This is a genomic window from Mesorhizobium sp. M0140 (genome assembly GCF_040322475.1).
Taxonomy (GTDB): domain Bacteria; phylum Pseudomonadota; class Alphaproteobacteria; order Rhizobiales; family Rhizobiaceae; genus Mesorhizobium.
In genome coordinates this window covers 75,525-99,274 of sequence record NZ_JAMYTM010000022.1, presented here as the reverse complement: position 1 = coordinate 99,274, position 23,750 = coordinate 75,525, and the positions used below count along the sequence as shown (strand labels likewise).

Below are 23,750 nucleotides of genomic sequence, written 5' to 3'. Positions count from 1 at the left end.
TCCGCGGCTGAGGGGACGCCGTGCATCAGTTTGCATTTCACTGTCAATCGCGCGCCAGAGGGCGTAAGTTCGCCAAATCGTCTGCACGTGTTTACGGGCGCGGACGGCAAGGAGATTGGAAAGCTCTTGCCCCAAGTGGGATTGAGCTATGACCAATCCACAGAACGATTCCTATAAAAACGAATTGCTGCGTCGGCTTAACCCTGGTGACCTGGCGCTTTTGCAGCCACATCTTGAGCCGTGTGCCCTCAAGCTGAAGATGACCTTAGAGAAAGCCGATTCAGAGATCGAGACGGTTTACTTCCTGGAGGACGGCATCGCTTCTGTGGTCGCGACGGCTTCAGGCAAGGAGGCCGAGGTTGGACTTGTCGGTTTTGAGGGAATGACCGGTGCCGCGCTCGTGATGGGCGCTGACTATGCCCCGCATGAATGTTACGTTCAGTCGCCCGGTAGCGCTTTCCGGATCGGAACCGAGCCCTTCAAGGATGCTCTTGCGAACAGCCCAACATTGCGCCTGTTCCTGTTACGCTATGTCCACTACTTCCACATTCAGACCAGCTATACGGCCCTGATCAACGCCAAATCAAACCTTGAAGAGCGTTTGGCGCGTTGGCTTCTGATGTGTGACGATCGGATCCACGGCGAACGCCTTGCGATCACCCATGAGTTTCTCGCCGTCATGCTTGGAGCAAGACGGCCAGGAGTTACCGTTGGGCTTCAAATGCTGGAAGGACGCGGGCTCATCTATTCTCGGCGGGGCGAAGTGCGTATTAGGGACCGCAGCGGCCTTGCGGCCTGCTCAAATGGCACCTACGGCAAGCCAGAGGCCGAATACGTACTGCTCGTTAAGACCATCGCATGCCGGACGTAAACCACTAAATAGCCATGACGAAGCTATCCGACCAGCACAGCGGCTAGCCTGCCGACGAGTCGCCGTAACACGCCTTATCCTCGAAGCCTCACGTAAGCTCTTGGAGAAAATTGCCAAGCACAATGACTCTACCCAACCGTAGGGAATGGCCGACGGACGCACACACAGGCCTTGGCTTCCGGGACCACACCTTAACTGCGCCTGGAAGAATGGCCATGTGTGTGTTAGGCGGCGGACCTGATGTCTGCTTGGCCAGCGCCGCACAGCCCAACAACTCCACATGCTGCCGGTACGCTCCCATGCCCTGCCGCGCGGCTACCTGTTACTCACCATCGAAAGTCGGCTCCCATTCGCGATTGCGCTTCCGTTGCTGACCCTCGTAATCGGGAATACATGTGAAGAACACCGGTCGATGGTCGCGACCCGCAGCCTTGCAATCCGAGCAGCCAAAAAGCCCGACCAGGTCCCAGTGCATCGATCCGTGATCTGGCCCGAGGCGATCTATCAGCGCATGGATGTCGAGCTTGATGGACTTGCAGCACATAGCATGCCCGCAATTTACATAGAGGCATTCGCGCGCGGCCAACGTATCGGCGAGGGTCTTCGTCATCCTTTGAAGCGCTCGGTATGCCAGGTGATCTTGCCGTCGATCTTCATCGGTTTGTGGATCAGCAGACGCTTCGGCAAGTGCTCTGGATGCACCTCCAGCAGCGTGATCTTGATCTGAGGTTGGCACCGGCTGCAATTGAACTTCAGCGTCTGCGGATCGACGCCGCCGCCGTAGACCATCATCAGGTCGGCCGATCGGCAGTAGCGGACATTGCCGCAGCTGCATTCCGCTTTCACAAGCATGTTGTGCCGGGTCGCTTTGCCCAGCGTGTCGATCGGTTCGTGTGCCATGAGAACAGAAAAGGAACATTTTCCTTGCCCGTCAAGTCTGACTGTGGAATCTTTCTGCCATGAGCGACGAACCAGCGAGACTAGCCGAAGGCATGACGCCGGCACAGCGCGACCACGTGAAGGTGCTTGGCCACACATGTGAGCGTAACGGTTGTGGCAAGGTCGCCGGCTGGGGCTTTGCCCGGCCGCGCAGGGAATCACATTGGTTCTGCTATGAGCACCGCGGCGACGGCGATCAGTATCTCTAGACGTCGAACAAATCGGTCGGCCCCAAACCGATCTCGTCGATGATGTCGGGCGTGTTGTTGCTTGGTTTCCCGACCTTGCTGTCGATCGGCCACATCTTCATGAGGTCGGATGGATAGGGCTTCATGAGGTCGCGAGGATCTGTTTCCGGCCCGAGCCAGCGCATGTAATCGGCCGGCGCCAGAATAACCGGCATGCGATCATGGATCGTCGCCATCAACGTATTTGGCTCGCAGGTGGCGACAGCGAAGGTCCGGATCAACTCGCCGGTCGCCTTGTCGGCATATTCTTCCCAGATTCCAGCCATGGCAAAAGGATCGTCATCCTTCATGGCGATAGCGTAAGCCTGTTTTTTCTTGCCCGAAGGGTCGAGCTTTTGCCATTCGAAATAGCCGTCGACAGGCACCAGGCAGCGGCGCGCGGCATATGCCTTTCGGAACATGCCATTGCCGGCAATGGTCTCGTAGCGCGCATTGACAGGCGGCGGACGGCCGCCGCCATCGCGCGCCCAGCCGGGAACAAGTCCCCACTTCGCAGAAACGAAACCGGCCATGCTCGTGGAAAGCTCTTCGCGGATAATGATTGGATAGGTCAGGCTGGGCGCACCGTTCCAGATCGGGAACCCGTTGCCCAAGCGCTCGATGTCGCCGGGGTGCGCGAACTCGAAGCGCCGCACCATGTCCGGGATTGTCGATTTTACGAAAACGCGTCCACACATTTTAGGGTCGTCTCATTGACAAGGATCGAGGCCTGCCCAAAATGGGAACAGAGTGAGAACGAGTCAAGGCTGTCGTAGTGATGCCTAAGAAGCAAAAGGACGTGATGCTGCCAGGGGTATCGGGCGTCACAATCGATATCGACGACCGCGACAATCCCAAGGTCTGCCTGGTCGGGCTGTTGACTGATGAGGGGAAGCGATCCTTCACATTAAACGAAAACGGTGCGCGGATGATGGTGAAGGCGATGCACTCGTTTCTCGATCTTCTCGACGGAACTACGTCCGAGACGATGCCCAAAGGCCCCGCCAACTGAGAATGCAGCGCATGATCAATCCACCCAGCAGACAGGACGAATATCAGGACCGGGCAATTGACTGCCAGGAGGCAATGGAGCCCGGATTTCAGGCGATTGTCGATTGCATGATAGAGGCGGGATGGACGCGGGGCGAGATATTGCGGGCATTGAAACGGCTCATCGCCGCCGACAACATGACGCAGAAAGAGAACGCCAGGACGGAAACGCAGCTCGCGATTGCGCGGGCCATGATGCGCGCCGGCAAGCCGCTCTAATGCTCGCTGACGCCGGCCTCATCGACTTCCGCTTCCATCTGCTCACTGACAGGCTTGACCTTGCCGGCGTCGGCCAAAGGATGGTCATCAAAACCCTGCAGCCAAGCGTCGGCCTGTTCTTCCCAATACTCCGGCACCGAGCGCTCCTTGCCGTCCTTGCGTGCCTGGGCGCCATACATCCAGGCATAGGTGATGCGCTCCTGATCTTTCTTGGCAACCGCCATTATTCCTCCTCCCGGTAATCGAGCAGCTTCGCGTGGCGTAGTTGCTCCTCACCTTTCAGGAACTTCACGCGGCCGACAAGACCCGGCTTCAGCCATTCCGCCTTGTCTCTCTTCAGGCCTTTCGGCACCGGTCCGCCGACTTTGCCCTGAACCCGGTCCCACAGGTGCTTGCGTTTATCGAACTTAAAATTGACGTTGGCGGTGCCGAGATAGCGGCCGTTGTCAGCCATAAGAACCCTTGCCGCCTGGCCCGGATCGCGCTGAACGCCGATGATGTCCATCTCCTTTTCATCGTAGCACTTGATTTTGCGCCAGTTCATCGTCGGGCCGCTGCGATAGGGACTGTCCCGGCGCTTCGAGACGATACCTTCCTGTCCAGTCTGGTCTGCGACGTAGTACACGGCGTCACCCGTGCCCGGCATCGCCTCGCTGAATTGGATGCGGCCGCCGGCATCGATCATTCCCTCCAGGATCTCGCGCCGGTCCTCGAGCGGCATGCTGCGCAGGTCTTGTCCGTTTAGGTGCAGCAAATCGAAGGCGACAAGATAATAGTCCTGATAGGTCTCGCGGCTGCTGACCGCCGACTGCAGCGCATGGAAATCGGAGCGTCCAGCCTCATCAACCACGATGGCTTCACCCTCAATGATGAAGTCGTCGGCTTCGATCCCCGCAGCTTGGTCGGCAAGAACCTTGTACCGTGCAGTCCAGTCGTACCCTCTCCTAGTCAGCACTCGGATGCCGTCTTCGTCCTTGATAAGCTGCGTGCGGTAGCCGTCGAACTTTATCTCATGAACCCAGTCGTCACCCTCTGGCGGCTTGTCGACAAGCTCCGGCTCCATCGGCTTGATGAACTTCAAACGCATGAACTGACCCACACCGGCGATTCAATTAGCTTTAGCTAAAATAGTTCCAAGAAGGATGAACGATGCGGCCCGGTGCGCGTTGCGGATCAACAACCCCTAGGAGGAACACCAATGGCCGACGACAAGAGCAAGCGTGATTTCCGGGACCGCGACCGGGTATCAGGCGACGAAGAGTACGAGGTGGGTTATCTCGCCAGCAAGTTTCAGCTTACGATCCCCGAGGTGCGTGAACTTATCAAAAAGCACGGCAACGACCGTGAGACGCTAGAACGAGAAGCAAAAGCGCTGGGCAGTAGATGACCAAGCTATCCGACCTTGGACCACCCATCCCCGGCAGGCAGCACGGCGGCGAGCCAGCCGACGAGCGGGAGAATTTCTACACCTGCCCCACGTGCGGCCAGCAGGTCGACATGCGCGACCTACGCCAAGTCGCTTGGCATGAATTGCCAGGGCACCAGCCCTTGGAACCGGCTCTTTCCACCGGCAGTAGCAGACGTCGGCAGTAGTCGGCACGATCAAGCAGCCGAAGGATCGAGTGAGTGACCGTGCCGACCATGCTGGGCACGAGGGTGGGCCTAATGACCAGGCCCCATATGATACTAGACAATGGCGTCGCTACAATTACGCCTGATGGCCTATGCCGGATAAAGCGGAAGTCGCATGCTCTTGCCGCTGTGCAATTACATGGAACTGGCCTCCAAGTGGCACATTAACCCTACGAGCGGTCGATTCCCAAGGATGTAGCCGCTTAACAGGTCCGCCGCCGGCGCCCCAATAGGCGGCGGACTTCTAATGACGCTCCTTCAAGAATCGGGCTTCACGAAGCAGCGAATTCCAGTCCGTGCCGATAAGCTTGATCAGAGCGCGCGCCTCAGGTTCTGAAATGCCGACTTCTTCAGACAAACGACGGGCAAGCAGTTGCTGATTGCCTTTGTCTACACGCCCATCGCCTTCCTTTTTCATCGGCTCCTCCTTTGGGAAGCCAACTCACGGCATGACCGTTCGTTTCATCGAATAAGAAAAAAGCCCGCCGCCCCATTCACGGCAGCGGCAGGCCGTCCCAGGGATAACGGGACTCGCTGGGGTGTTGGTTTTCCCCTGCTGTCGCGGGCGATGCAAAACAGGTGCCACTAGGGTGAACCAACATGGCACAGCTTGCAGGCGGCGATAACATATATGTCGACTAACTAATGTAATGGAACGGCCGTTGGACAAGCAGAGAACCAACTGGCACAGCTTGGACCTTCGCTGCGAAATGCAAGACTATAGTCCTGCTATCAACCCGCCGTGCCGGCCTAGCACGACGGGTTTTTCCAATGCGGCGACATCCTGAGAATCGACCGCTATGCATCAACCTGGGACAGGTCAGGTCAGCAGCCTTCCGTGGTCTTCTTCACCTGGCCAGGAGCAGCCGAGTTAGCATCGGTATCCTGTTGACCTGGCGCGGCCTGCTTGGCGCTACCAGTTTGTTGACCCGGAGCGCAGTCCTTGGCGGAGTTCGAGTTCGTTCCACTCGTGGTGGTCGAATCCGTCCCCTGATCGGTCGTAGTGCTCGGCATTGTCTTGGTTGTCGAGCTCGACGATCCGCCTGTGGTCGTGGTGGTCGATTGCGCAAAGGCGAGGCCAGTTGACAGTGCCATAATGGCTGAAGCGAAAAGAACCTGTTTCATGATCAACTCCATCTCGGAACGTCCCTTCGGTACCGAACTTCGCTGCGAAACGACGGTTCCCAGAAAAATGACTAATCAAGGCGCCCGCCCCGCTTGCGGAGCGATGAGGGCCAAGCGCGTCGCTGTCATAGAACGAGCGTCCTGAACATCGTCGAGTGAATGGGCTAAACAGCGCGGATCCACACAATTGCGCCGCTGCTATCGGTCTTTCGGGGGAGAGTTCACAGTGCACTGCCTGCGGATTATGGTGGATCTCTCACGCGAAGAAGCGAAGCTTGCCTAAAATTCTAAGCTCGGAGGCACCTCGCGTGTCCTGAATAGCCCGTACCTCGGTGCCGTAGTGGCGCTATGCCCGATGCGTTTTGGTGGGCAGCTCAAATTTCTGCAGAGTCGAGTAAACGACTATCATAGTTAATTGTGGCTGCCGGTGACCCTATGTAATCAGAAGCTCAATGTAGCTTTCCCAGGGAGGACGGTATGTTATATCCAGGTCGGTTTTTGGAGCCGAGCGATATTATGGTGCTTGCCCATGTTTGTCGGACGGTCTGCAAAGAGCGCGGTGTACGTGTTGCTTCGCAGGACGGTGAGCGCATAGCTGCACACGTACTCAGACTGTTTATGAACGGCTTGACTGGTGAGAATGAACTCCTCGATGTTGAGCGGAATTGGGCTCGACGGAGTGGCCTGTCTTTCCAGGAGTTTCCCGTCAACGACGCAGAAATGAGAGATGCCGCCTGATTCAGTTGATTGTTGCAGCCGAAGGCGCCCCACCTGCGATAGGTCGGGTGATCGGGAGCAAACCTTGCCTTTGAGAGTTGGTAGAGCCGTTTCAACGGGCGACTAATCGAATGCTTCTTTCCGCGAATAATGCGATCTCGACGGCCGTTTTGGCTGGCAGAGGCGTCAATGCGGAAGTGTTTGGTGTGGTCGACCTCTCCACTAAAACTGAGGCCAAAATCGGTCCCATCACCTTGGGTATGGCCATTCAGTTGGTGGCCAACGCTTCGGTGCTTGGATACGATGTTCGCGGAGCCATGATCTTCTATGGCGAACCGGGCACCCCGAGTCTAGGGCAAGAGAGTGCGAACGCTTGTGGGCGCAGTTTGGCGGCGCGCTTTGCGACCGTAACCCGACGATCTTTCGGATTACACATCTCGAAGGGGAGCATTCTCCGTCCGGGTAAATGTTTGGCAGATCACCGGCACGACCCTCAATCCGACCAGTGGCCCAGGCTCTCACAGGGCCGAACAAACCGCTAGGAGATACGAAATGCCGACCCTCCGCACGTGTGCTGGCACGATCAAGAGCGCCAGCAATGCCCTCAAGCGCAAGGCGCAGATCTAAGGGATTGGCGCCCTTCAGAACCTGCTTTGTACGTTTCCGGCCCTTGCCTTTTTCGGAAAGTGCACCACAGAATGGGTCATTGAGGTTCTGTCTCTCTGGGAGGATGGGATGGACATTCAAGCACCTGTTTGGCCTGCGCAGCTAGCGGCCAAGGAGCTGGTTCGCGAGGCCCTGTTGGGCTATCTACCGGGCGACATAATTTCCGTGAAGGCGACCATTGCATTGGTGCGCGAGCGCGGCCGTGACCTTCGTGAAACCGACTGCCAACTAGTCGAAATGATCGTCAATACAGCCTCCATTTGGCAGCTATTCGTCGCGTTCGACGTGCGCGAACCCTGATGCCCCATCGTTGGTTCAACCCGCCTGTCTACGTCAAAACCGACCGACCGGGATTCCGCCTTGGGATCAGCCGTATCGGCACTGCCGCCGAGGAACTATTGAAGTGGTCCAACCGTGGCCCAAAGTGGCGGTCGGCGGCGGAGGCATGTCTGTCTGCGATGGATGGCAAAATGCCGATTGGTGACTTCCGGCTACTGTTCGAGGCTGCGGCCGACCAAGAGGAGATGCTGCTGCCGGATTAACAACGTTATGCGGGTCTGGTAGCTATGGCGGCGGCGAATTGACCAGCGCCTTTAAGGCTTCGGGTTCGCCCTTAGCACGGCCCGCTCAGCCTCTCCACCATGTCAGGTGGCGCCCGCAGAACGGTGACTTTGCGGAATTTCGACGCTATCAGGCGCTCCTAGGCAGTCGTACTTAGAGGTTACCTGGGGCGGCCCTTCGCTTCAGGTCGACAAGATTCAGAACGCTGACGAGATCGCGGGAATACTCCTCGTCAAGATACTCCGCCGGAGCGCCCCACGCGTCTGCTGGCTGCCCAGTGAACACGTCAAACTCAGGTTTCGTCGGGCTCCTTCCTGAGGTCGTATCTTTGAGAAGTCATGCCGTCGCTATTTTATGTCTGCGGTCGGGTTCGTCAAGCTATGACCGGCGGATCGCGAAGGGCTTGGCTGAACGGATTATGAGCGAGCCAGCAGGCTCAGAAATCGGCACCTGTTTGCGCAGCCCTTTGGTGCAGATAGGTAGAGTCAAAATCTGCAGCGCGGACGAGCCCTGCCCAGTCGGTCGCATGAAAACGCGAGCCAACGGTGGATATCAGACCGTCGCGTCTAAGTTCCTGAAGCACCCGGTTCACGTGCACGGTGGAAAGCCCAAGTGCGTCGCCAAGTGCAGCCTGCGTGATCGGAAGGTGGGCCACACGATCCTCAATGCGGCCCACGGAGTGCAGGCGGACTATCAGTTCGCAAAGAAGGTGAGCCATACGAGCATAGGCGTCGCGTCTCCCGACGTTGGTGACCCACTCTCGATAAATCGCCGCATCGATCACCGTCGAGCGCCAAAACACTCTCGTTATCGAAGGGTGCTGGTCGCAAATATCGTGAAGAGCGTCATGCCGCATGAAGCCCACCCGCGTCGGCATGAAAGGTGTGAAAGTGGAATCCATGACCGACAAATGCAAACCATGCAGGTCGGGAATGTCGCCCGGAACAAAAAAGGAGGAAATCTGACGCTTGCCGTCGCCGGTTAGTTTGGTCGAGCCTATCAAGCCGTCCAGAACGACGAAGGAAAGGGTCGGTTTGTCGCCCTCGCGCAGAATGTCTTCGTTGGCATGATATTCCTTCTCCTGAATCGAGATGTTCCCCAAGAGCGCAATATCTGACGGTGCGAGTTCCGAGATGGTCTGGAGCTTGCGGATTAAAATGTTCGAAGAGGGAGCCTGTGCCATCAAGAACCTGTTTGGGGTTGGCCCTAACTTGCTGGGGGCGCTAATGTTCTCGAGGGCGGCATGGTTGGTGACCTTAGATTGTGCTTGATGCCTTTGGCCTCCCGCATCAGGGAGGACCAATTCGCTCCTAGAAGCGATATCAACTCCAGGGCTTGCGCCTCTGTGATGTCTGTCTCTCCGATAAGCCTTGGGACAAGGCGACGCTCGAGTCAGACCTCAAATCGTGCTCCCCTATGACCTACCACTCAGAACCCTCCAAACTATAACATATGTTTATAAGTTCCTATCTAAATGACTGTTTTGCGTGAGGCTCCTCCCTTTCGGCTGCGCCCTCCGAGTCCCAGCCCGCTTTCGCCGCATTAACATATGTTATTGTCTAAGGAGCATTTTCGGGCCTGCGGCCGTTGAATTGCCGAGGAATACTCAGGGAGGCATACCTTTCAATGCCGTCGGTTTCCGTACTGGTTGTGGAGATGAAAGCATCATTCTCTTGGACATCGAAAGCTCCCTCCGGGAGGCCGGGTTTGAGGTGATTCCCGTCTCAAAGGGCCTTGAAGCCATTGCAATTTTTGATCGTGAGCCGGAGCGAGTTGCGGCTCTGCTCACAGATATCAGGCTTGGAGACGGCCGAACCGGGTGGGATGTGGCCAGACACCTCCGAACCGTCAATCCCACTATGCCAGTGATATACATGAGCGGCGATGGCGCGGACGACTGGCCGTCGCTTGGAGTGCCCAACAGCCTGATGATCACCAAGCCGTTTGTTATGCCGCAGATCATTATCGGGCTGGCAACTCTCCTCAATCAAGAGAGCGTGAAGCAGCTACCTGCCTCAGAATAGCTGCGAGGTGGTAGCTGGTTAGTCATAGGGTCTTCGCGCAGCCGCGTCGGTCAGGCGTATCGGTACGGCCGTAGCTTTCATGGCCAACTCGAAGTCTATGCCAGGCTGTTCAGCAAATCCGAGCCAGGTCGGGCGCCCTGATAGTAGGCCAGCCGACCGACACTGCGATGCATTGCCAAGGCCTCCCGAAATGTGCGGCACATTCGAACGGCAAGCCAAAGATCGCCTTCGTCCATGTGGCCTTCTTGAAAGTGACGGATCACCGCCGGAGCGATGTGCTCTGCTTCTTCGCTCGTATGGTCGAAATTTCGCTCGGAACAAAGCCGCTCGAAGACCCGTTTGCAGGTCTGCAAATCATCGGGGGAAAGGTTTGGGTGATCGAGTCGGTTCAACATCAAGCGCCTCAAAACGCAACGTGCAAGAACGTTCCCTCAGAACCGATTTAGAGATTGCAAGGGGCGCGAGTCAATGAATGGTTAAGGACGTACATTTCGGGTTTTGTCTCGGTTTGAAATACAGAAAATCGACGGCGGCGTTGCGGGCGTCTCAAAACCCCGAACGCTTCGAAGGTCGTAACTGATGGTGGGCGCCCGAAAACAATGGCAACGAACCCTCCGGGTGCAGATCGCGGCGGCTGTCCTGACCGTAGCCTTTCGCGCTCTGCTACAAGCTGCGATCATTGAGCCGACAACCTCAGTATCTCGGATCGTCTAGCGGCATCGGCGTGCTACATCGTCCGTTCGCTTTAATGTCCGCTCCTCGGATGCGGCCGGGTTCTGCTCAACGTCGTTATGTGGGCGCAAAGCTGACATTTCGCGAAAGCGCCCAGATTTTGGAGCAGGACTTCAAAATTTGCCGATATAGAACCTTCCCGTAGGCTTGTCGTCTTTCATCCAGATCAGCGCCTGCGTCATGGAATCGACTTGGTCGTCGTGCCTGCCATGCGGAAATGCGAGCACCTCAAGCAGGAAGTCATCTCTCCAATGTGCGTCTTTCGGAAGATTGACGTTGCCGTTTTCGATCATCGCGGCAACGCGTGACAGCCGACTTTCCTTGTCGGTTCTGGCTTTTACCGGCGTCGTGCTGATGTCTTGGCTTTCCAAGTCGGCGATGAGGCTTGAGCCAGAGCCGGCATCTTCAATGAGGATGATGTCAGGGTCGTGCTCCAAAAGGGAGTTTTTGACGGACTTGATGAGGTCTGGATAAGCTGCCCTGACGCGCACGAGATCAAGGAGATAATAGTTGTTGTCATCCTTGGCCCATGTCGTTCCGACGGAGTAATCGCTGGAGGGGTCGCCCTTAAGGGCGGTGTCCCAGCTTTGAACGATGGTCATCGACCGACGGTCGAACTGATGCGGATCGTAGTCGCGAAACCACACCCTCTTGACCATGTTGCCGTCCGGTGGGGCAGGGGATTGTTGGTACTGCGCGGAAAAGTTGAGCGATCCTAATAGGCGCTTTAGACCGTCCAGTTCCGCGTGTCCCAGACGCGCGGGGTGGAGCAAGTCGCCAAACTTGCGATCGTGCCAGCGATTTACACTTGTCTGGACGCGTTCGTCCTGCTCGGCAATCGCCGACAGGTTCAAATGCTCCCAGCCGCCAGTCTCCAGAAGCACGCCTGCCAGGTCGTCGACATGCAATCTTTGCATGACAAGGACGACGGCACCGGCAGCGGGATTGTCGAAGCGCGACATCAATGTCGTGCGAACCCAGTCGGCGCACCTATTGCGAGCCGATTCCGAATGCGCTTCATCTGCCTTCAAGGGGTCATCGATAATGATGATGTCGCCACCGCGGCCGGTTAGCTGACCACCGGTCGAGGTCGCCAGGCGCCCACCGCCGAGCGTGGTCTGCAGCTCATTTTCAGTGTTCTTGCGCGGGCTAACCTTGAAGGTCGGAAACATCGACCGGTACCAGGCGGTGTTGACGACTGTTCGAAAGTCGTTGGCGTGCTTGACCGCAAGAGGTTGAGCATAAGAGACGCAGATCATTTTCTTCGACGGATCGCGGCCAAGAATCCATGCCGGGAACGCGACCGAGCTGGTGACCGACTTCAACGATCGCGGTGGCATCGTAATGATCAAGCGCTTGCACTTGCCCGCTGAGACGCGCTCGAGCTGATGCGCAATCGCTCGGATGTGCCAGTTGGGCAAATACTTGGCACCTGGATCGACAGCGGAGAAAGCCAGCGCCACGAAGGTCGCCAAGTCATCGCGGGCCGCGCCCAACAGCAGCTGAAGGGCAGTCGGTGCAACGGGCGAGGAGGATGGTCGGCCCGGTAGGGGGAGTGGAGCGTTCATTCCTCGTCTCCCTCGTCGCCGGTCTTGGAACGGGTCTCGGTATCATTCTCTGGCGAGTCCTTGTGGTCGAGATAATCCCGCATCATGTCGACCATTGTTTGCGGATCGAACACGTCGACCTCTGCATCGGGTTGCCGGCTTTCCTCAAGTTCGGCACAACGGGATGCGAGCTGAAGAGCATGGGCCGCCGACCGGAAATCGCCTGAAAGCGCATTGTTGCGCATTTTGAGGAGGATGGCCTCGAGTGCCGTCACCGTCGTCGTCCTGCCATTCTGCTGGATTTGGATCGGCCCAAAGAGCGTCTCACGTACAATAGTGTTCATGTTTTTTTTGCCTTTCGGTCGCCCTTTCGGATTGCCTGACATTCCTTTCTGGAACCGGGTTTCAGTTGGAGGCTTGCCGTAGCCTATCGAGTAGTCGGCAGGTTTCTTTCTCCGTGTCACAGCAGGCCTCCCACAGTTTCAGGCGCCGGGGTCGCGGACGCTGTTTTGGCGCGTGCGTCGGAAGATTCGAGGCTTCCACGCTGCTCGCACAGTTCCTCGAACGTCTCGCCCGTGGTGGCGAGCGTTGCCTGCTTGCCCGTATGCCTTTCGAAGCGGCGGATGATCAGATCGCAATAGTGAGGATCGATCTCGATAAGGCGTGCATGGCGCCCTGTCTTGTGCGACGCGAGTAGCGTGGTCCCCGAGCCGCCAAATGGGTCCAGCACGACGTCGCCGCGGCGGCTGACGTCCAGCAGTGCGTCGGCAACCAGAGCGACAGGTTTGACGGTCGGATGGGCTTCGAGCTCTTCCATCCGCGTCGTGCCAAAGCTGTTGGCGCCGCGGTAGGTCCAGACATTGCTGCGGTGACGTCCGTGTTTGCCGAGTTCGACGTTGTTGCGATGCGGCTCTTTCCCGTTTTTGAACACCAGCACCAGCTCGTGCTGAGAGCGGTAGAGGCTGCCCATGCCGGCATTAGTCTTATTCCAGACGCACAGATTGAGCAGATCGCCGAACGTCTGTTTACCCGCCAATGTGGTCTCTGCGATATGACGCCAATCCATGCACACGAAGGCGATAGCGTCCGGCTTGCTCGACCCAGCAATCAGTGAGAACGACTGTTCCAGGAACCTTGCGAACTCATCGTCGGACATCTCGCCGGATGCCATTGCAAATTCCCGGTGGCTTGTCTTGCCAAGACCACTGACGTGTCCGCCGATCGGAACATTGTAGGGCGGGTCTGTAAAACAGACGGATGCCTTCTCGCCCTGCATCAGCATATCGAAATGCTCTGCCGAAAGCGCGTTGCCGCAAAGCAGTCGATGATCGCCAAGTAGGAATAGATCGCCAGGCCGTGTTACTGCTGGCCCCGCCGATTGCTCCAGATGTTCCGCTTCGTCCCCTTCGGCTTCATCATCCTGATTGTCCGGCGAGAACTCGCTGATGATCAGATCGACCTCTGGGATGTCGAAGCCGGTGAGGCTCACATCGAAGTCGAGATCGACCAGCGCCTGCAACTCGATGGCCAGGATCTGCTTGTCCCAGCCGGCCTTCTCGGCGATCCGATTATCGGCGAGGATGTAAGCGCGCTTCTGCGCCTCACTGAGATGGTTGATCGAGAGGGTTGGAACGTTCTTCCATCCCAGCAGGCGCGCTGCTGAGAGTCGGCCATGGCCGGCAAGGACGTTGTTCTTCTCGTCGACCAGGACCGGATTGGTGAAGCCGAATTTTTCGATGCTGTCGGCAATTTGTCGGATTTGTTTCTTGGAATGGGTGCGAGCGTTGTTGCGGTAAGGGGTGAGTGCGTGGATCGAAACTGTGGTGATGTTGGTGGCCATGAGATCCTCTGAATGCCAGCCCAGGAACGACCGACATCGGTATGTTCCTGAGAATTACCCAGAGAATAGCGACCATTGACTTGGCGCAAAATACCAAATCTTCGGATCCATCGAACGAAACTTGAACTAAATGCATTTTTCTTTGTGTTATCACGACTTGAGATTGCAACAAAATATTTTGTCGCTCGGCAAAAGTGATGCCGAAGGCCGACAAAATATTTTGTTGGCCTATATCTAAGCCGAGCCAATACATGCTTTTTCAGCGACCTCAGCGTCGCAAGCTGATTCGCAAAATGCTGAGCTAAAGGGCCTCCTGTTTGAGCCGCAGAGCCAATGCCTTGGCCTCTTCCGGCGTCAGTTGATTGAGAGCCACACGAAGCGCTTCACACAGTTCGTCGAGAATTGGGTCATTGTCTTCTGATCCGGTATGGCGATGGGCGCGTTGCTGGAAGAACAGGCTGAGCCAAAGGTCGAGCGCGCTGCCTTGCCATTTGCCCGTCTTGCGAGCTTGCCCCGACATTGCGATGGCAAGGCCGGCTAGAGCGTCCATTCCTCCGGCGACCTCGTACCCGTTGAGGAAATGGGCGAAGCGGCCGGATTGATCCCACTTAAGGGGCGCGGGCATGGTTGAGAAGTCGCCCTCCAGGGCCAGCCGTTCCCATTTGAGCAGCCTTGTCATTCGGCAGCCTCCGCCATCAGGCTGAGCCTTGGGCGGATCAACGAAACAAAGCGATTAGCCGCATGGCAGAGCCAGTCGAGCTGCTGGCCTTCGTCTGCGAAGTCTGACCTTGGCCTAAACACGCCCAACTCCGCATGAAATGGCCTGTCCGATTTCAGCCGCGCGACCAAATCAAGGCCGGTTTCTCCGCGCAATTCTGCAATGTCGTTGTGGAATTCATCAAAGAGAGCCTGACCATCCTCTTCGCGGAAGGTCAGGAACAGGCCGACTTCGGCTCTGCTGCCAGTCGACCGAAAGGCAGTCAGCCATCCTAGCGGGTCGGGCAGGGGAACTCTCACCCAATTGTCGCCGCCGTGGCGTTGTGCCAGTTGGTCTGCGTGGTCGAACTGTACCTCATCAATGAACCGCTGCCAGAATGCACGGTTGATGCCCCGCCGGTTTACTCGGTCGGGATCGACAACATTCTCCATGGTGTCAGCGGGCGGGGCGCTGATAGGTTCTGGCGTTTCCAAATAGAGCGGCATACCGGCGAGGTCGACCAAAACTCTCTGCTGCAGGACTTCGGTCCGCAGCGGCACCGTAGGCATAACGATAATATTTCCAGAAGTCGTTTGCCAAATCTGGATTTCAAGTAGCGCGAGTTGGGCTAGTCCGCCGCCCTGCGCGTTGAGGTGCTCGGCAATCGCGTGAGTGTCCGATCGGATGCCGTCACCGGCAATGATGAGCTGAAAATCTCCGAGTCTTAGCGATCGTGTTACCGCATCGACGAACGGAGCTTCTTCCAGGTCTGGCCACCGAAGCTTCGCCGCGGCGAAGATCGGGTTGGGATCAACCAAGGTCAGCTTGCGCCTCAAGGTCGAGGATAGATCGCCAAAACTCCAGTGTCGTAGCAAAGCGGCATATTCGAGGATCTGCGCCAACACTTCTCGTCGTGCTTGGGGATTTCGCCAAAGCTTGCACTCGATGACGACCAGCCGGCCACTTCTGCTAACGCCCAGGAGGTCCGCAAATACTGTCCCGCCCGCGCGAGGCAGAGGGAGTTCGCAGCATAGGGGAACGATATCTCCAAGGCCGTGATCGCGGTCGGCGACGATGAGTTCGGGATGTCGAAATAGAAGATCGCGAAGCCAGCGCTCGTCATAAGCCGGCGCTGAGACGCTGGTGGGAGACTCTCCGACGCTCGGTGCATTGCGCACCAGAGGGTGTCGACGCAGCGGCGTGGCAATGTCTTGCAGGGATGATAGGAGCAATGCACTCATTCGGGTATGACGCTCTTTCTGAAAGGATGTGCCGGCTTCACACTGGACGCGGTCACCGCTGGTTCGGTGATGTTTCTGACGTGACTTGAAGTAAACTTCATGATGATGACCAATGCTGAAGCTGACTTCGTTGTCAACGAGAAATGCCGAAGTCACGCTTCAAGTATGAGCGACTCTTTAAAGCAGGCTATAGGTGCGCGAGTTCAGGCTGCGCGGCGCGGGGCGAAGCTGAGCCAGGAAGTGTTGGCTGACCGTGTTGGGCGCACCCCTGAGAGCATTTCCAATATCGAACGCGGCAAACAGCTACCCAGCATTGAGACGCTTGCCGAGTTAGCGCGCATCCTCAAGATGCCATTGATGGACTTTTTTGATGGTCTGGAAAAGACACGCCCGCTTTCGCGCGAGCGGGCGGAACTTGAGGCCGAGCTCCTCGAGACGGCGCGCCAACTGACACCTCGGCTTATCAAAGTTGCGGTGGAGCAGGTCAAGGCGCTGAGGCAGTTGGGCTGACGTTGACAACGGGCCTGGTGCCAGCGCCCGATGTTCTACACGGGATTTTGGGTAGCAAGGGTTGGGGGAATCTTTGGCGCGTGGCTGCGGTTGGCGTTGACACCCAATTTATCGGCGCTGTCGATGTCATTAGCGTCACGCGCAAGATCGTAAGGGCGACGCTGATCGCAATCATACTTTAGACTGCGGGCGGGCTCGTTGTCGTCCAAAGCCCGGCGCCCGCTAAGGGGAAGCCCTCCAGACGGGGGAGAACCCACCTCAACAAATATGTGTCATCTGCAGCTGCCGATAGAGAATGCAAGTCGGCATGCAAGCTCAGTCTATTTGCCCACGCTCCAGGCGGCATGGGGTCGACCGGCAGGCACTCAAAATTATCGATACATACATCGGCTACTTGGGCTTCTCCTCGGGCTTTTCATGGCCAACAGAATTGCCTCCAAGGTACGGCTCGATATCCGAAGCTTGACGATTCTATCCCACATCCACCTCATGTCCGCACCCTCAGCGCCTGCTCCAGCCTGTCGGCAATCTGTGTGACGATATAGGCAATCACCATATAGATCACGACGGCAATCACGAAGGCTTCGAGGTAGTAGTAGTTCAGCGCGGCGGTCAACTGGGACTGGGCGAAGATATCGACAACCTCGATGGCGAATCCGAGAGAAAGGGCCTTCATGATGACCATCATCGAAGTCGTCAGGTCAGGAATTGCCGTGAGGGCCACCTGGGGAAATAGGATACGTCGGAACAGTTGGCCGCCCGTATAGCCCAGCGAATGGGCTGCGTCCGACTGACCGGTGTCGAATGCATTCAGGGCTCCCTTGATAATCTCCGATTGGAACGCGGCGACACAGCCGGTAATCGCAACTACAAGGATGACCCAATTGGGGGTTTCGTGGGCGTTGAAGTTGATACCAAGCAATGAGAACAGGAACTGGAATGCGGGCGGCAGACCGAAATAGGCGAGGAAAATAACGATGACCATCGGAACGCCCTTGAAGACGATCTTGTAAGTCATGATGAGCTCTCGCAGCACCGGTACCCGTCTGTATTCGATAAGTGCGAATATGCTGCCGACTATCGTCGACAGGACGAAAATCATGAGCGCCATTCCAATCGTCACGGGTACGGCACTCAGAATTTCCTGCGTGTCCTGGAGCAAAATATCGGTATCAAACATGGTTGAATACCCTTACGTCAGACGCTCGCGAGGAGCTGGTTCTTGATCGGGGTTGTTGGCGTCGCCTCAGGCGCTTGCATCGGTGATCGAAGCTCGAAGAAGCGCACGATGAGCCATGCGACCAGGCACATCAGCGAATAGATGACCGCCAGGACGAGATAGGTTTCGAACTGGAATTGGTTGTAGTCTCGCTCCATGATCAGATGCGCAGTCGCCATGATGTCGGCCGCCCCGATGTACATGACCAGCGCAACGTTATGGATCAGGTAGATGACGGAGTTCCCATAGCCCGGCAAAGCGAAGTGCACCGCTTGCGGGCCGACGACGCGAGTAATTTTCTGTCGGAACGTATATCCAAGGCTGTCGGCCGCATCGTGCTGGCCGCGATCGACGGCCAGGTATGCAGGCCGCATGACTTCCGACAGATAGCCGCCGTGGTAGAGGCTCAACCCCACCATGGCAGCCATCGTCGCCGAAATAAAATCTTTGGCGCCGAACAGGATCACCAACAGCGGAAGCCCATAAAACGCGACGAACAACTGCAGTACGACAGGAACGCTCCGGGCATAGGACACGTAGAGGTCCACCAGGTGACTGATGACTGGCACCCTGCGGACCCGGAGGGTTGTCGCGATGAGAGCCAGGCAGAACCCGGAAATGAGGGCTGTAAACGTGATGGCGAGCGTCAGCGGCAGTGCCGAGAGCAACTCGGGAATCATAGCAGATACATCCACTTTGAACGCTCCTTCTTGCAATTCAGCCTTGCCGCTGACTAGCGAATATGGTCGCCGACGGCCGTGCTATTTCATGTACTGGACGATGCCCTCGCCGAACCACTTCTGCGAGAGCTTTTCGATCGTGCCGTCGTCTTTCAATTCCTTGAGAACCTTGTTCACATCGTCGGCCAGAACCTTGTTCTCGTCAGATCGGTGGATCAGCATGTAGGTGTTGTTGCTGAACACTGGCTCGGACGCCACGATATCGAGTTTCTTTTGCTCGATGACGGTCTGCTCACCGAGATTCGACGGCAGGACGAGAGCGTCGAACTTGCCGTTCTGAACTTCGTCCAGCCGGTTCGGGTAGGGGATACCGGCACTCGATGCCGTGACATCGAGCTTGTATTCCGGGTTTTCTTTCTGCCAATTCATGATGAACTTGTAGGTTCCACCGCCGGCCGTGGTCGGAACGATCCTCTTGCCGACCAGGTCTTTCATTTCCTTAATGCCGCTGTCTTTCTTGCTGTAAATCTTCATCAGGCTGGCGCCCATGGGATTTTCCGGAATGAGGAACTGCTTGGAGCGTTCGGGCGACTTGTAGTAGCCACCGACCGCGATGTCGTACTTACCCGTGGCGAGGCCGGTTTCCTGGGCAATGTCGGAGACGCCTTCCATTTCGAACTTATACTGCGGCAGCTTTGCGTTGATCGCCTTCAGAAGATCGGGCTCATAGCCTTGCGGCTCGACGCCGATCGCGCCCCATGCCAGCGGCTTGGATTCGGCAGAGGTGGCGATCTTGATCGTCCGAACGGTCTGGCCATGGCTGATCCCCGCTGTTGCAAGGGCAATTGCGATGCCGCCAGCGATGGCCAGGGCATAGCGGCGAGAAAAACTGGATGTGATTGCAGACATTTCTTAGGTTCCCTTCTTGTTGAGCTATTGAAAAGCGAGTTCCGACTGCAGGAATTGGGCAAGTCGCGGGCTGGAAGGTGCATCGAAGATTTCAGCCGGGCTGCCATCGGCGGCAACCACGCCACGATCCATGAAGACAATCCGGTTGGAGATGTTCTTTGCGAATTGCATCTCGTGGGTCACAAGCAGCGAAGTGATCCCTGACGAGGTGACATCCTTGATCACCTTTAGAACTTCACCGACGAGCTCGGGATCCAGCGATGACGTAGGCTCATCGAAGAGTATCACGTCGGGGCGAACCGCCAGGGCGCGCGCGATGCCGGTGCGCTGGAGCTGGCCGCCCGACAGTTGGGAGGGATAGCTATCTCGCTTCGGGGTGAGGCCGACCCGCTCGAGCTCCCGCAAGGCGATCTCCCGCGCCTCATCTGCGGACTTGCGCTGCACGATCACCAGGGGATCCATCACGTTCTGCAGGACCGTCATGTTCTTGAAGACGTTGAATTGCTGAAAGACCATCGCCGTTCGCAACCGGATCGCCTGGACAGCGGTCTTGTCGGCACGCTGGTAATCCATCCGAATCTGATCGAACGCGATGGTTCCTGAGGACGGCTTGGCAAGGTAGTTGATGCATTTCAGCAACGTGGTCTTGCCGGTGCCGCTGGGGCCGATGATCGACACCACGTCACCCCGCTTTACCGAGAGATTGACGCCGTTCAGAACCTGCGTGCTTCCGTAGGACAGCTTTATATCTTTGAGTTCAAGCATTCTGGTTGGTGCCCTTCACAGTGTGGGACGGAGTGCCTTGACCGCATGCGACATCATCACCCGCTCTCCGCATGGCCGAGAACGTGCATCAGCCGGTTTGCCCAGCCGAAGATCGATATGGCGTGGATCAGATCGATGATCTCGCGGTCATCCATGCCAACTGATCGAAGCGCGGCGATGTCGTCTGCCGTCGCTTCCGACGGCGCCGCCGACAGGCGGCGGGCAAAGCTGTAGATTGCCGCATCGCGTTGGCCGAGCGCTTCAGGTTTGTCGAGATAAAGTGCGGTGACCACTTGGTCGCTCTTGGTCAACTCCGCATGCCGGCGGGCGTGGACAACGGCACAGAATTTGCAGCCATTGACGATCGAGGCCCCCAATGCGCCAAGTTCGCGGTCGGGACGGGCGAGCCCGCCTTCGACATACATGATTGCGTTGAACAGAACCGTGCGGGCAAGATAGCTCTCTGGGTCATGCGCAAGGGTGCGCACATATTCCGAAACTTTCTTGGCCGAAGGCGTAACCTTCATCGCTTCAAGCTGTTCCGGCGTGGCTTCGGATAGCTTGACCGGCGCGATGTATGGCTGCCAGTTCAGCGGCTTCAGGCGCACCGAGGAAATCATGCCGACCTCATCAATCGCAAGCCGGTCGCTACCCGCGTCTGGAAGTTGACGAAGGCAATCAGTTCGGAGAGCGCGACGATCTGAGGATTGCTCAATCCGGCCTGGGCGAGCAGGGCGATGTCGCTCGCCTCGGCCTTTTTTGGCGTCACCGTGACCAGGTCGGCGTGCCGGGCGATAGTCGCCAATGGTTCTTCCAGAGCCGTCTCGCCCTGGGCTACAGCCAGAAGCTGCTCTGTAGGATCAAGCTGATCCAGCTGAACATCATATTCGGCCACCAGGACCGGATCGGCATTCAGGGCGGCCATGCGACGGGCAAGAGCAACACGCAAATTCGGCGCCAGCCCCTGATCGTTTGCCGGGTGCAGCACCGAGAGGCGACATTCCTCGGCCCCTCGCACGAATTCGGGCCGAAACCGCCGTGCAGCGAAAAGGGCATCGTCCGGTGAAAGACCCGCTGCCTTGTCCATTGCGTCAATCACAGCGCGGCCTCCTTGTGCAACAAGGGTGTTGAATCGACCCACTCGTCGCCCAGAAGTTCGGGCGTGTCGTAGGCGATCAGATTGGCGAAGTGGGTTTCGACATCCTCGGCAAACAGCGATGCGGCAATGCCGCGCACAAGACGGTCGGCACCGGCGCTGACGGCCGGGATGTCGCCGGAGACCTTGCCGTGCGTTAGCATGGCGGCGTCGTTGAAGCAGTGGATATGTGCAAGCATCGGGCAGGAGCCGGGGACGCGTTCGCGAAACTCGAAGGCAGGACCGAGATCCGGCGCGTCCGACATGCCTGCACGACCCGGCCCCATATCCGGCCTATATCGGCCATCCGACCAGGTGCGGATATGTGGGGCGATCGCCGCGAATTCCGGGCGGCCGTTGAAGTCATTTGAAAAACCGGTTGCCGCGATCAGGAAGTCGTAGCGCATCAGCCCTTGTGTGGTTTCGATCAGCAGGCCCTCCGGATCTTCCCTTACCGCAACGATGCCGCAGTCGAGAAAGAACCGGGCATTCGCGTGGCGAGACACGCGAAGCGTGGATGAACGCGGCGGCGGCGTCTGGGTGGAGGCGGTGTAGTCGAAGAACTTCCACTTCCAGGCATCGGGCAATTCATGCATGCCGAGTACGACACCCGGGCTGCCGATGCCGGTCAGCTTGTTGATGCGCGGCATCTCCTTGCGCCGGATCAACATGTCGACAGAACCGGCGCCCGCCTCGAGTGCGGTCGCAGCATTGTCCATGGAAGAGGCACCGGCGCCGATAACTGCCACACGCTTGCCTTTCAGCGCATCGAAATCGATGTCGTCGGCAGAATGGGCCCAATAGGCGCGATCGATCCCGTTGAGGAAATCGGGTACGGCAATACCGCCCAGACCGGAGCGACCGGTGGCCAGAACCAGACGACGGGTGAGAACCCGGCCGGATTCCGCGCCTTCGATATCGATCGCAATCAGATCACCAACGGGTTCGACGGCGGTCATGCGCACGCTGTTGCGCAATGGCAGAGCCAGGACCTTGCGGTACCAGACCAGGTAATCCATCCACTGGCCCTTGGGGATTTTGTCCAGCGACCGCCAGGCCTCAACGCCCCATTGCGCCGTGAACCAGGCGCGGAACGTCAATTGCGGCAGGCCGAGCGACGGACCGTGCAGGGTTTTCGGCGACCGGAGCGTTTGCATGCGGGCAAACGTTACCCACGGCCCTTCGAGCCCTGCCGGAGCCGCGTCATAGGCGACGACATTGGTTATCCCCGTCAGCACCAGCTTTGCCGTGGCAGCAAGTCCACACATGCCGGCGCCGATCACCACGACGTCACGGACAGGGACACCATCGTGCGAACGTGCCGGGACCCATGGCCTGGCAGGCAGTTCGAGGAAGTCGAGATCCTGCGCCAGCTGTGCCTCGAGCGCGGCAAGACTTGTCAAAATTGGCGCGGTGGGGGAATGCTTCATATCCCCGTTCCGTGATTTGTGGCGGATGCAGGATCGGTCACCAGTTGGCCGGCCAAGGCCGGATCGAGTTTCTTGAAGCCGACTATCGATCGTTCAGCCACCGCTTCGACCGCCTCCATCAACGCCTGTGCGACTGGACGAAGGGGACGTTTTTCGGCAGCCACAACCCCCCAATAAAAGAGAACGGTCGCGTCAATCGGGCGGATGGCGACCCCTGGCAAGGCCACGCCATAGGCGGTGAGGGGATCAATGACAGCGGCAACGCCGGTCCGGCGCACAAGCTGCAACGCGCCATAGGCAGTATTCGTCCGGATCACTGGCCCGGTGTCGATACCCCTGGCGGCCAATGCCTTGGAGACGTGCAGTTGGAAACGCAGCGGGTTGAGCAAGGTAGCGACGCGACGGCCGGCAAAGGCCGAAAGCGGTATGACGTCGAGTTCTGCCAGCGGATCGTCCTCCCGCACAGCAGCAACATCGGGCGCCGAATAGAGCCGCAGGACATCCAGGCCGGGTGTATCGAGCGGCAGGCTTGAAAAGCCGATCTCGGCACGACCGCTGCGCACTTCCTGGGCCACGATGGAGGGAAGAAACTGTCCGAGATGTGTCTCGTGCGGAAGCTCGATACCCTTGAGCTCGGCCATGGCCGTCGGGATCAGGCCAGTGCCGATCGCGGAGGTTGTGACAATCTGCAGGATCCGACCCCGGCCGGCGGCGATCATCTTGGCCCGCGCCGCGAGTTCGGTGAAGGACATCAGCAGTCGCCGCGCTTCTTCTTCAAATGCGACACCCTCTTCAGATAGCTGCACCCGTCGACCGACCCGGTGCAGCAATTCGAAGCCAAGTTCGCCCTCAAGATCCTGAATGGTGCGTGTCACCGCAGGTTGGGAACGCCCGAGCATGTCAGCCGCCTTGGTAATGCTGCCGCTGGCAGCCACCGCAAGGAAGGTCTGAAGGTCCCGAGTTTCCATATTCTCCCTACATGTGAAATACGTATGATTGACATCGTCTCATTCA

At 57.8% G+C, this 23,750-nt stretch carries 30 protein-coding genes; 9 read left to right on the top strand and 21 right to left on the bottom strand.

Features of this window, described 5'->3' with window-relative positions:
• The first annotated feature begins 148 nt into the window (after positions 1-148).
• Positions 149-871 carry a Crp/Fnr family transcriptional regulator gene (locus NKJ37_RS21685; protein ID WP_023809623.1) on the top strand — a complete coding sequence of 241 codons (723 nt, stop codon included), beginning with the start codon at positions 149-151 and terminating at the stop codon, positions 869-871.
• A 606-nt stretch (positions 872-1,477) separates the two neighbouring features.
• On the opposite strand, the gene NKJ37_RS21680 is transcribed toward NKJ37_RS21685, so the two are convergent.
• A complete protein-coding gene (locus NKJ37_RS21680; protein ID WP_245273113.1) occupies positions 1,478-1,663 on the bottom strand; it encodes a hypothetical protein in 186 nt (61 codons plus the stop codon).
• Positions 1,664-1,830: 167 nt separating this feature from the next.
• On the opposite strand from NKJ37_RS21680, the gene NKJ37_RS21675 reads away from it, so the two are divergent.
• A complete protein-coding gene (locus NKJ37_RS21675) occupies positions 1,831-2,019 on the top strand; it encodes a hypothetical protein (RefSeq protein ID WP_023809620.1) in 189 nt (62 codons plus the stop codon).
• Here NKJ37_RS21675 and NKJ37_RS21670 read toward each other — a convergent pair.
• Positions 2,016-2,735, bottom strand: coding sequence for an SOS response-associated peptidase (locus tag NKJ37_RS21670; RefSeq protein ID WP_352774943.1), 720 nt, complete (start codon positions 2,733-2,735; stop codon positions 2,016-2,018). The genes NKJ37_RS21675 and NKJ37_RS21670 overlap by 4 nt on opposite strands.
• 80 nt (positions 2,736-2,815) lie before the next feature.
• Here NKJ37_RS21670 and NKJ37_RS21665 point away from each other — a divergent pair, with 80 nt between their 5' ends.
• Together NKJ37_RS21665 and NKJ37_RS21660 are read left to right on the top strand one after the other, a co-directional pair.
• The gene (locus NKJ37_RS21665; RefSeq protein WP_023809618.1) at positions 2,816-3,049 is read left to right on the top strand and encodes a hypothetical protein; all 234 of its coding nucleotides are present in this window, start codon (positions 2,816-2,818) and stop codon (positions 3,047-3,049) included.
• 11 nt (positions 3,050-3,060) lie between these two features.
• Positions 3,061-3,306: a hypothetical protein gene (locus tag NKJ37_RS21660; protein WP_352774941.1), complete on the top strand. Its 246-nt coding sequence runs from the start codon at positions 3,061-3,063 to the stop codon at positions 3,304-3,306.
• Here the strand turns inward: NKJ37_RS21660 and NKJ37_RS21655 are convergent.
• The gene (locus NKJ37_RS21655) at positions 3,303-3,530 is read right to left on the bottom strand and encodes a hypothetical protein (protein WP_352774939.1); all 228 of its coding nucleotides are present in this window, start codon (positions 3,528-3,530) and stop codon (positions 3,303-3,305) included. The two genes, NKJ37_RS21660 and NKJ37_RS21655, sit on opposite strands and share 4 nt — an antisense overlap.
• Entirely contained in the window at positions 3,530-4,393 is an 864-nt protein-coding gene (locus tag NKJ37_RS21650; protein WP_352774937.1) for an ATP-dependent DNA ligase, read from the bottom strand. Before NKJ37_RS21650 ends, NKJ37_RS21655 begins: the two co-directional genes overlap by 1 nt.
• A gap of 111 nt (positions 4,394-4,504) precedes the next feature.
• On the opposite strand from NKJ37_RS21650, the gene NKJ37_RS21645 reads away from it, so the two are divergent.
• Positions 4,505-4,693 (top strand): DUF3606 domain-containing protein, encoded by a 189-nt coding sequence (locus NKJ37_RS21645; RefSeq protein WP_023809615.1) that lies wholly within the window; start codon positions 4,505-4,507, stop codon positions 4,691-4,693.
• 489 nt (positions 4,694-5,182) lie between these two features.
• Here the strand turns inward: NKJ37_RS21645 and NKJ37_RS21640 are convergent, their stop codons facing one another.
• The gene (locus NKJ37_RS21640) at positions 5,183-5,356 is read right to left on the bottom strand and encodes a hypothetical protein (RefSeq protein WP_023809614.1); all 174 of its coding nucleotides are present in this window, start codon (positions 5,354-5,356) and stop codon (positions 5,183-5,185) included.
• A 407-nt stretch (positions 5,357-5,763) separates the two neighbouring features.
• Positions 5,764-6,063, bottom strand: coding sequence for a hypothetical protein (locus NKJ37_RS21635; RefSeq protein ID WP_127291957.1), 300 nt, complete (start codon positions 6,061-6,063; stop codon positions 5,764-5,766).
• A gap of 1,452 nt (positions 6,064-7,515) precedes the next feature.
• Here NKJ37_RS21635 and NKJ37_RS21630 point away from each other — a divergent pair.
• Positions 7,516-7,746, top strand: a complete 231-nt coding sequence (locus tag NKJ37_RS21630) for a hypothetical protein (RefSeq protein ID WP_023809610.1) — start codon at positions 7,516-7,518, stop codon at positions 7,744-7,746.
• Entirely contained in the window at positions 7,746-7,988 is a 243-nt protein-coding gene (locus NKJ37_RS21625) for a DUF982 domain-containing protein (protein WP_023809609.1), read from the top strand. The genes NKJ37_RS21630 and NKJ37_RS21625 overlap by 1 nt, the downstream gene beginning before the upstream one ends.
• A 455-nt stretch (positions 7,989-8,443) precedes the next feature.
• On the opposite strand, the gene NKJ37_RS21620 is transcribed toward NKJ37_RS21625, so the two are convergent.
• Positions 8,444-9,190, bottom strand: a complete 747-nt coding sequence (locus tag NKJ37_RS21620; RefSeq protein WP_023809607.1) for a Crp/Fnr family transcriptional regulator — start codon at positions 9,188-9,190, stop codon at positions 8,444-8,446.
• A 490-nt stretch (positions 9,191-9,680) separates the two neighbouring features.
• Between NKJ37_RS21620 and NKJ37_RS21615 the strand changes: the two genes are divergently transcribed.
• Positions 9,681-10,031 carry a response regulator gene (locus NKJ37_RS21615; protein WP_245273111.1) on the top strand — a complete coding sequence of 117 codons (351 nt, stop codon included), beginning with the start codon at positions 9,681-9,683 and terminating at the stop codon, positions 10,029-10,031.
• Between the two features lie 95 nt (positions 10,032-10,126).
• Here NKJ37_RS21615 and NKJ37_RS21610 read toward each other — a convergent pair whose 3' ends face one another.
• From NKJ37_RS21610 to NKJ37_RS21585, 6 genes are all read right to left on the bottom strand, one after another.
• Entirely contained in the window at positions 10,127-10,426 is a 300-nt protein-coding gene (locus tag NKJ37_RS21610; protein ID WP_127291960.1) for a hypothetical protein, read from the bottom strand.
• A 450-nt stretch (positions 10,427-10,876) separates the two neighbouring features.
• Entirely contained in the window at positions 10,877-12,331 is a 1,455-nt protein-coding gene (gene terL / locus NKJ37_RS21605; RefSeq protein ID WP_127291963.1) for a phage terminase large subunit, read from the bottom strand.
• Positions 12,328-12,774, bottom strand: a complete 447-nt coding sequence (locus NKJ37_RS21600; RefSeq protein ID WP_127291965.1) for a DUF5681 domain-containing protein — start codon at positions 12,772-12,774, stop codon at positions 12,328-12,330. Before NKJ37_RS21600 ends, terL begins: the two co-directional genes overlap by 4 nt.
• Positions 12,771-14,150 (bottom strand): site-specific DNA-methyltransferase, encoded by a 1,380-nt coding sequence (locus tag NKJ37_RS21595; RefSeq protein WP_352774935.1) that lies wholly within the window; start codon positions 14,148-14,150, stop codon positions 12,771-12,773. Before NKJ37_RS21595 ends, NKJ37_RS21600 begins: the two co-directional genes overlap by 4 nt.
• Before the next feature lie 301 nt (positions 14,151-14,451).
• A complete protein-coding gene (locus tag NKJ37_RS21590) occupies positions 14,452-14,829 on the bottom strand; it encodes a hypothetical protein (RefSeq protein ID WP_127291969.1) in 378 nt (125 codons plus the stop codon).
• Positions 14,826-15,749, bottom strand: a complete 924-nt coding sequence (locus tag NKJ37_RS21585; RefSeq protein WP_352774934.1) for a hypothetical protein — start codon at positions 15,747-15,749, stop codon at positions 14,826-14,828. The genes NKJ37_RS21590 and NKJ37_RS21585 overlap by 4 nt, the downstream gene beginning before the upstream one ends.
• A gap of 438 nt (positions 15,750-16,187) precedes the next feature.
• Here NKJ37_RS21585 and NKJ37_RS21580 point away from each other — a divergent pair, with 438 nt between their 5' ends.
• Positions 16,188-16,598: a helix-turn-helix domain-containing protein gene (locus NKJ37_RS21580; protein ID WP_023809600.1), complete on the top strand. Its 411-nt coding sequence runs from the start codon at positions 16,188-16,190 to the stop codon at positions 16,596-16,598.
• 487 nt (positions 16,599-17,085) lie between these two features.
• On the opposite strand, the gene NKJ37_RS21575 is transcribed toward NKJ37_RS21580, so the two are convergent.
• From NKJ37_RS21575 to NKJ37_RS21540, 8 genes are all read right to left on the bottom strand, one after another.
• Positions 17,086-17,778: an amino acid ABC transporter permease gene (locus NKJ37_RS21575; RefSeq protein WP_023809599.1), complete on the bottom strand. Its 693-nt coding sequence runs from the start codon at positions 17,776-17,778 to the stop codon at positions 17,086-17,088.
• Positions 17,779-17,795: 17 nt separating this feature from the next.
• Positions 17,796-18,512, bottom strand: a complete 717-nt coding sequence (locus NKJ37_RS21570) for an amino acid ABC transporter permease (RefSeq protein ID WP_352442493.1) — start codon at positions 18,510-18,512, stop codon at positions 17,796-17,798.
• A gap of 66 nt (positions 18,513-18,578) precedes the next feature.
• Positions 18,579-19,406 carry a transporter substrate-binding domain-containing protein gene (locus NKJ37_RS21565; RefSeq protein ID WP_023809597.1) on the bottom strand — a complete coding sequence of 276 codons (828 nt, stop codon included), beginning with the start codon at positions 19,404-19,406 and terminating at the stop codon, positions 18,579-18,581.
• 24 nt (positions 19,407-19,430) lie between these two features.
• The gene (locus tag NKJ37_RS21560) at positions 19,431-20,171 is read right to left on the bottom strand and encodes an amino acid ABC transporter ATP-binding protein (protein WP_023809596.1); all 741 of its coding nucleotides are present in this window, start codon (positions 20,169-20,171) and stop codon (positions 19,431-19,433) included.
• 56 nt (positions 20,172-20,227) lie between these two features.
• On the bottom strand, positions 20,228-20,791 hold the full coding sequence (locus tag NKJ37_RS21555) for a peroxidase-related enzyme (protein WP_023809595.1): 564 nt from the start codon (positions 20,789-20,791) through the stop codon (positions 20,228-20,230).
• On the bottom strand, positions 20,788-21,270 hold the full coding sequence (locus tag NKJ37_RS21550) for a CMD domain-containing protein (RefSeq protein WP_127292362.1): 483 nt from the start codon (positions 21,268-21,270) through the stop codon (positions 20,788-20,790). The genes NKJ37_RS21555 and NKJ37_RS21550 overlap by 4 nt, the downstream gene beginning before the upstream one ends.
• Entirely contained in the window at positions 21,267-22,736 is a 1,470-nt protein-coding gene (locus NKJ37_RS21545; RefSeq protein WP_352442494.1) for an NAD(P)-binding domain-containing protein, read from the bottom strand. Before NKJ37_RS21545 ends, NKJ37_RS21550 begins: the two co-directional genes overlap by 4 nt.
• Positions 22,733-23,704, bottom strand: a complete 972-nt coding sequence (locus tag NKJ37_RS21540; protein ID WP_127291977.1) for a LysR family transcriptional regulator — start codon at positions 23,702-23,704, stop codon at positions 22,733-22,735. Before NKJ37_RS21540 ends, NKJ37_RS21545 begins: the two co-directional genes overlap by 4 nt.
• Positions 23,705-23,750: the final 46 nt, after the last annotated feature.

Coding starts and splice junctions, on each gene's coding strand:
- NKJ37_RS21625 (WP_023809609.1), top strand. CDS start 7,746: ATGCCCCATCGTTGGTTCAACCCGCCTGTCTACGTCAAAACCGACCGA.
- NKJ37_RS21540 (WP_127291977.1), bottom strand. CDS start 23,704: ATGGAAACTCGGGACCTTCAGACCTTCCTTGCGGTGGCTGCCAGCGGC.
- NKJ37_RS21655 (WP_352774939.1), bottom strand. CDS start 3,530: ATGGCGGTTGCCAAGAAAGATCAGGAGCGCATCACCTATGCCTGGATG.
- NKJ37_RS21620 (WP_023809607.1), bottom strand. CDS start 9,190: ATGGCACAGGCTCCCTCTTCGAACATTTTAATCCGCAAGCTCCAGACC.
- NKJ37_RS21560 (WP_023809596.1), bottom strand. CDS start 20,171: ATGCTTGAACTCAAAGATATAAAGCTGTCCTACGGAAGCACGCAGGTT.
- NKJ37_RS21665 (WP_023809618.1), top strand. CDS start 2,816: ATGCCTAAGAAGCAAAAGGACGTGATGCTGCCAGGGGTATCGGGCGTC.
- NKJ37_RS21545 (WP_352442494.1), bottom strand. CDS start 22,736: ATGAAGCATTCCCCCACCGCGCCAATTTTGACAAGTCTTGCCGCGCTC.
- NKJ37_RS21610 (WP_127291960.1), bottom strand. CDS start 10,426: ATGTTGAACCGACTCGATCACCCAAACCTTTCCCCCGATGATTTGCAG.
- NKJ37_RS21555 (WP_023809595.1), bottom strand. CDS start 20,791: ATGATTTCCTCGGTGCGCCTGAAGCCGCTGAACTGGCAGCCATACATC.
- NKJ37_RS21595 (WP_352774935.1), bottom strand. CDS start 14,150: ATGGCCACCAACATCACCACAGTTTCGATCCACGCACTCACCCCTTAC.
- NKJ37_RS21640 (WP_023809614.1), bottom strand. CDS start 5,356: ATGAAAAAGGAAGGCGATGGGCGTGTAGACAAAGGCAATCAGCAACTG.
- NKJ37_RS21590 (WP_127291969.1), bottom strand. CDS start 14,829: ATGACAAGGCTGCTCAAATGGGAACGGCTGGCCCTGGAGGGCGACTTC.
- terL (WP_127291963.1), bottom strand. CDS start 12,331: ATGAACGCTCCACTCCCCCTACCGGGCCGACCATCCTCCTCGCCCGTT.
- NKJ37_RS21575 (WP_023809599.1), bottom strand. CDS start 17,778: ATGTTTGATACCGATATTTTGCTCCAGGACACGCAGGAAATTCTGAGT.
- NKJ37_RS21675 (WP_023809620.1), top strand. CDS start 1,831: ATGAGCGACGAACCAGCGAGACTAGCCGAAGGCATGACGCCGGCACAG.
- NKJ37_RS21650 (WP_352774937.1), bottom strand. CDS start 4,393: ATGCGTTTGAAGTTCATCAAGCCGATGGAGCCGGAGCTTGTCGACAAG.
- NKJ37_RS21680 (WP_245273113.1), bottom strand. CDS start 1,663: ATGATGGTCTACGGCGGCGGCGTCGATCCGCAGACGCTGAAGTTCAAT.
- NKJ37_RS21630 (WP_023809610.1), top strand. CDS start 7,516: ATGGACATTCAAGCACCTGTTTGGCCTGCGCAGCTAGCGGCCAAGGAG.
- NKJ37_RS21635 (WP_127291957.1), bottom strand. CDS start 6,063: ATGAAACAGGTTCTTTTCGCTTCAGCCATTATGGCACTGTCAACTGGC.
- NKJ37_RS21670 (WP_352774943.1), bottom strand. CDS start 2,735: ATGTGTGGACGCGTTTTCGTAAAATCGACAATCCCGGACATGGTGCGG.
- NKJ37_RS21660 (WP_352774941.1), top strand. CDS start 3,061: ATGATCAATCCACCCAGCAGACAGGACGAATATCAGGACCGGGCAATT.
- NKJ37_RS21580 (WP_023809600.1), top strand. CDS start 16,188: ATGATGATGACCAATGCTGAAGCTGACTTCGTTGTCAACGAGAAATGC.
- NKJ37_RS21565 (WP_023809597.1), bottom strand. CDS start 19,406: ATGTCTGCAATCACATCCAGTTTTTCTCGCCGCTATGCCCTGGCCATC.
- NKJ37_RS21685 (WP_023809623.1), top strand. CDS start 149: ATGACCAATCCACAGAACGATTCCTATAAAAACGAATTGCTGCGTCGG.
- NKJ37_RS21645 (WP_023809615.1), top strand. CDS start 4,505: ATGGCCGACGACAAGAGCAAGCGTGATTTCCGGGACCGCGACCGGGTA.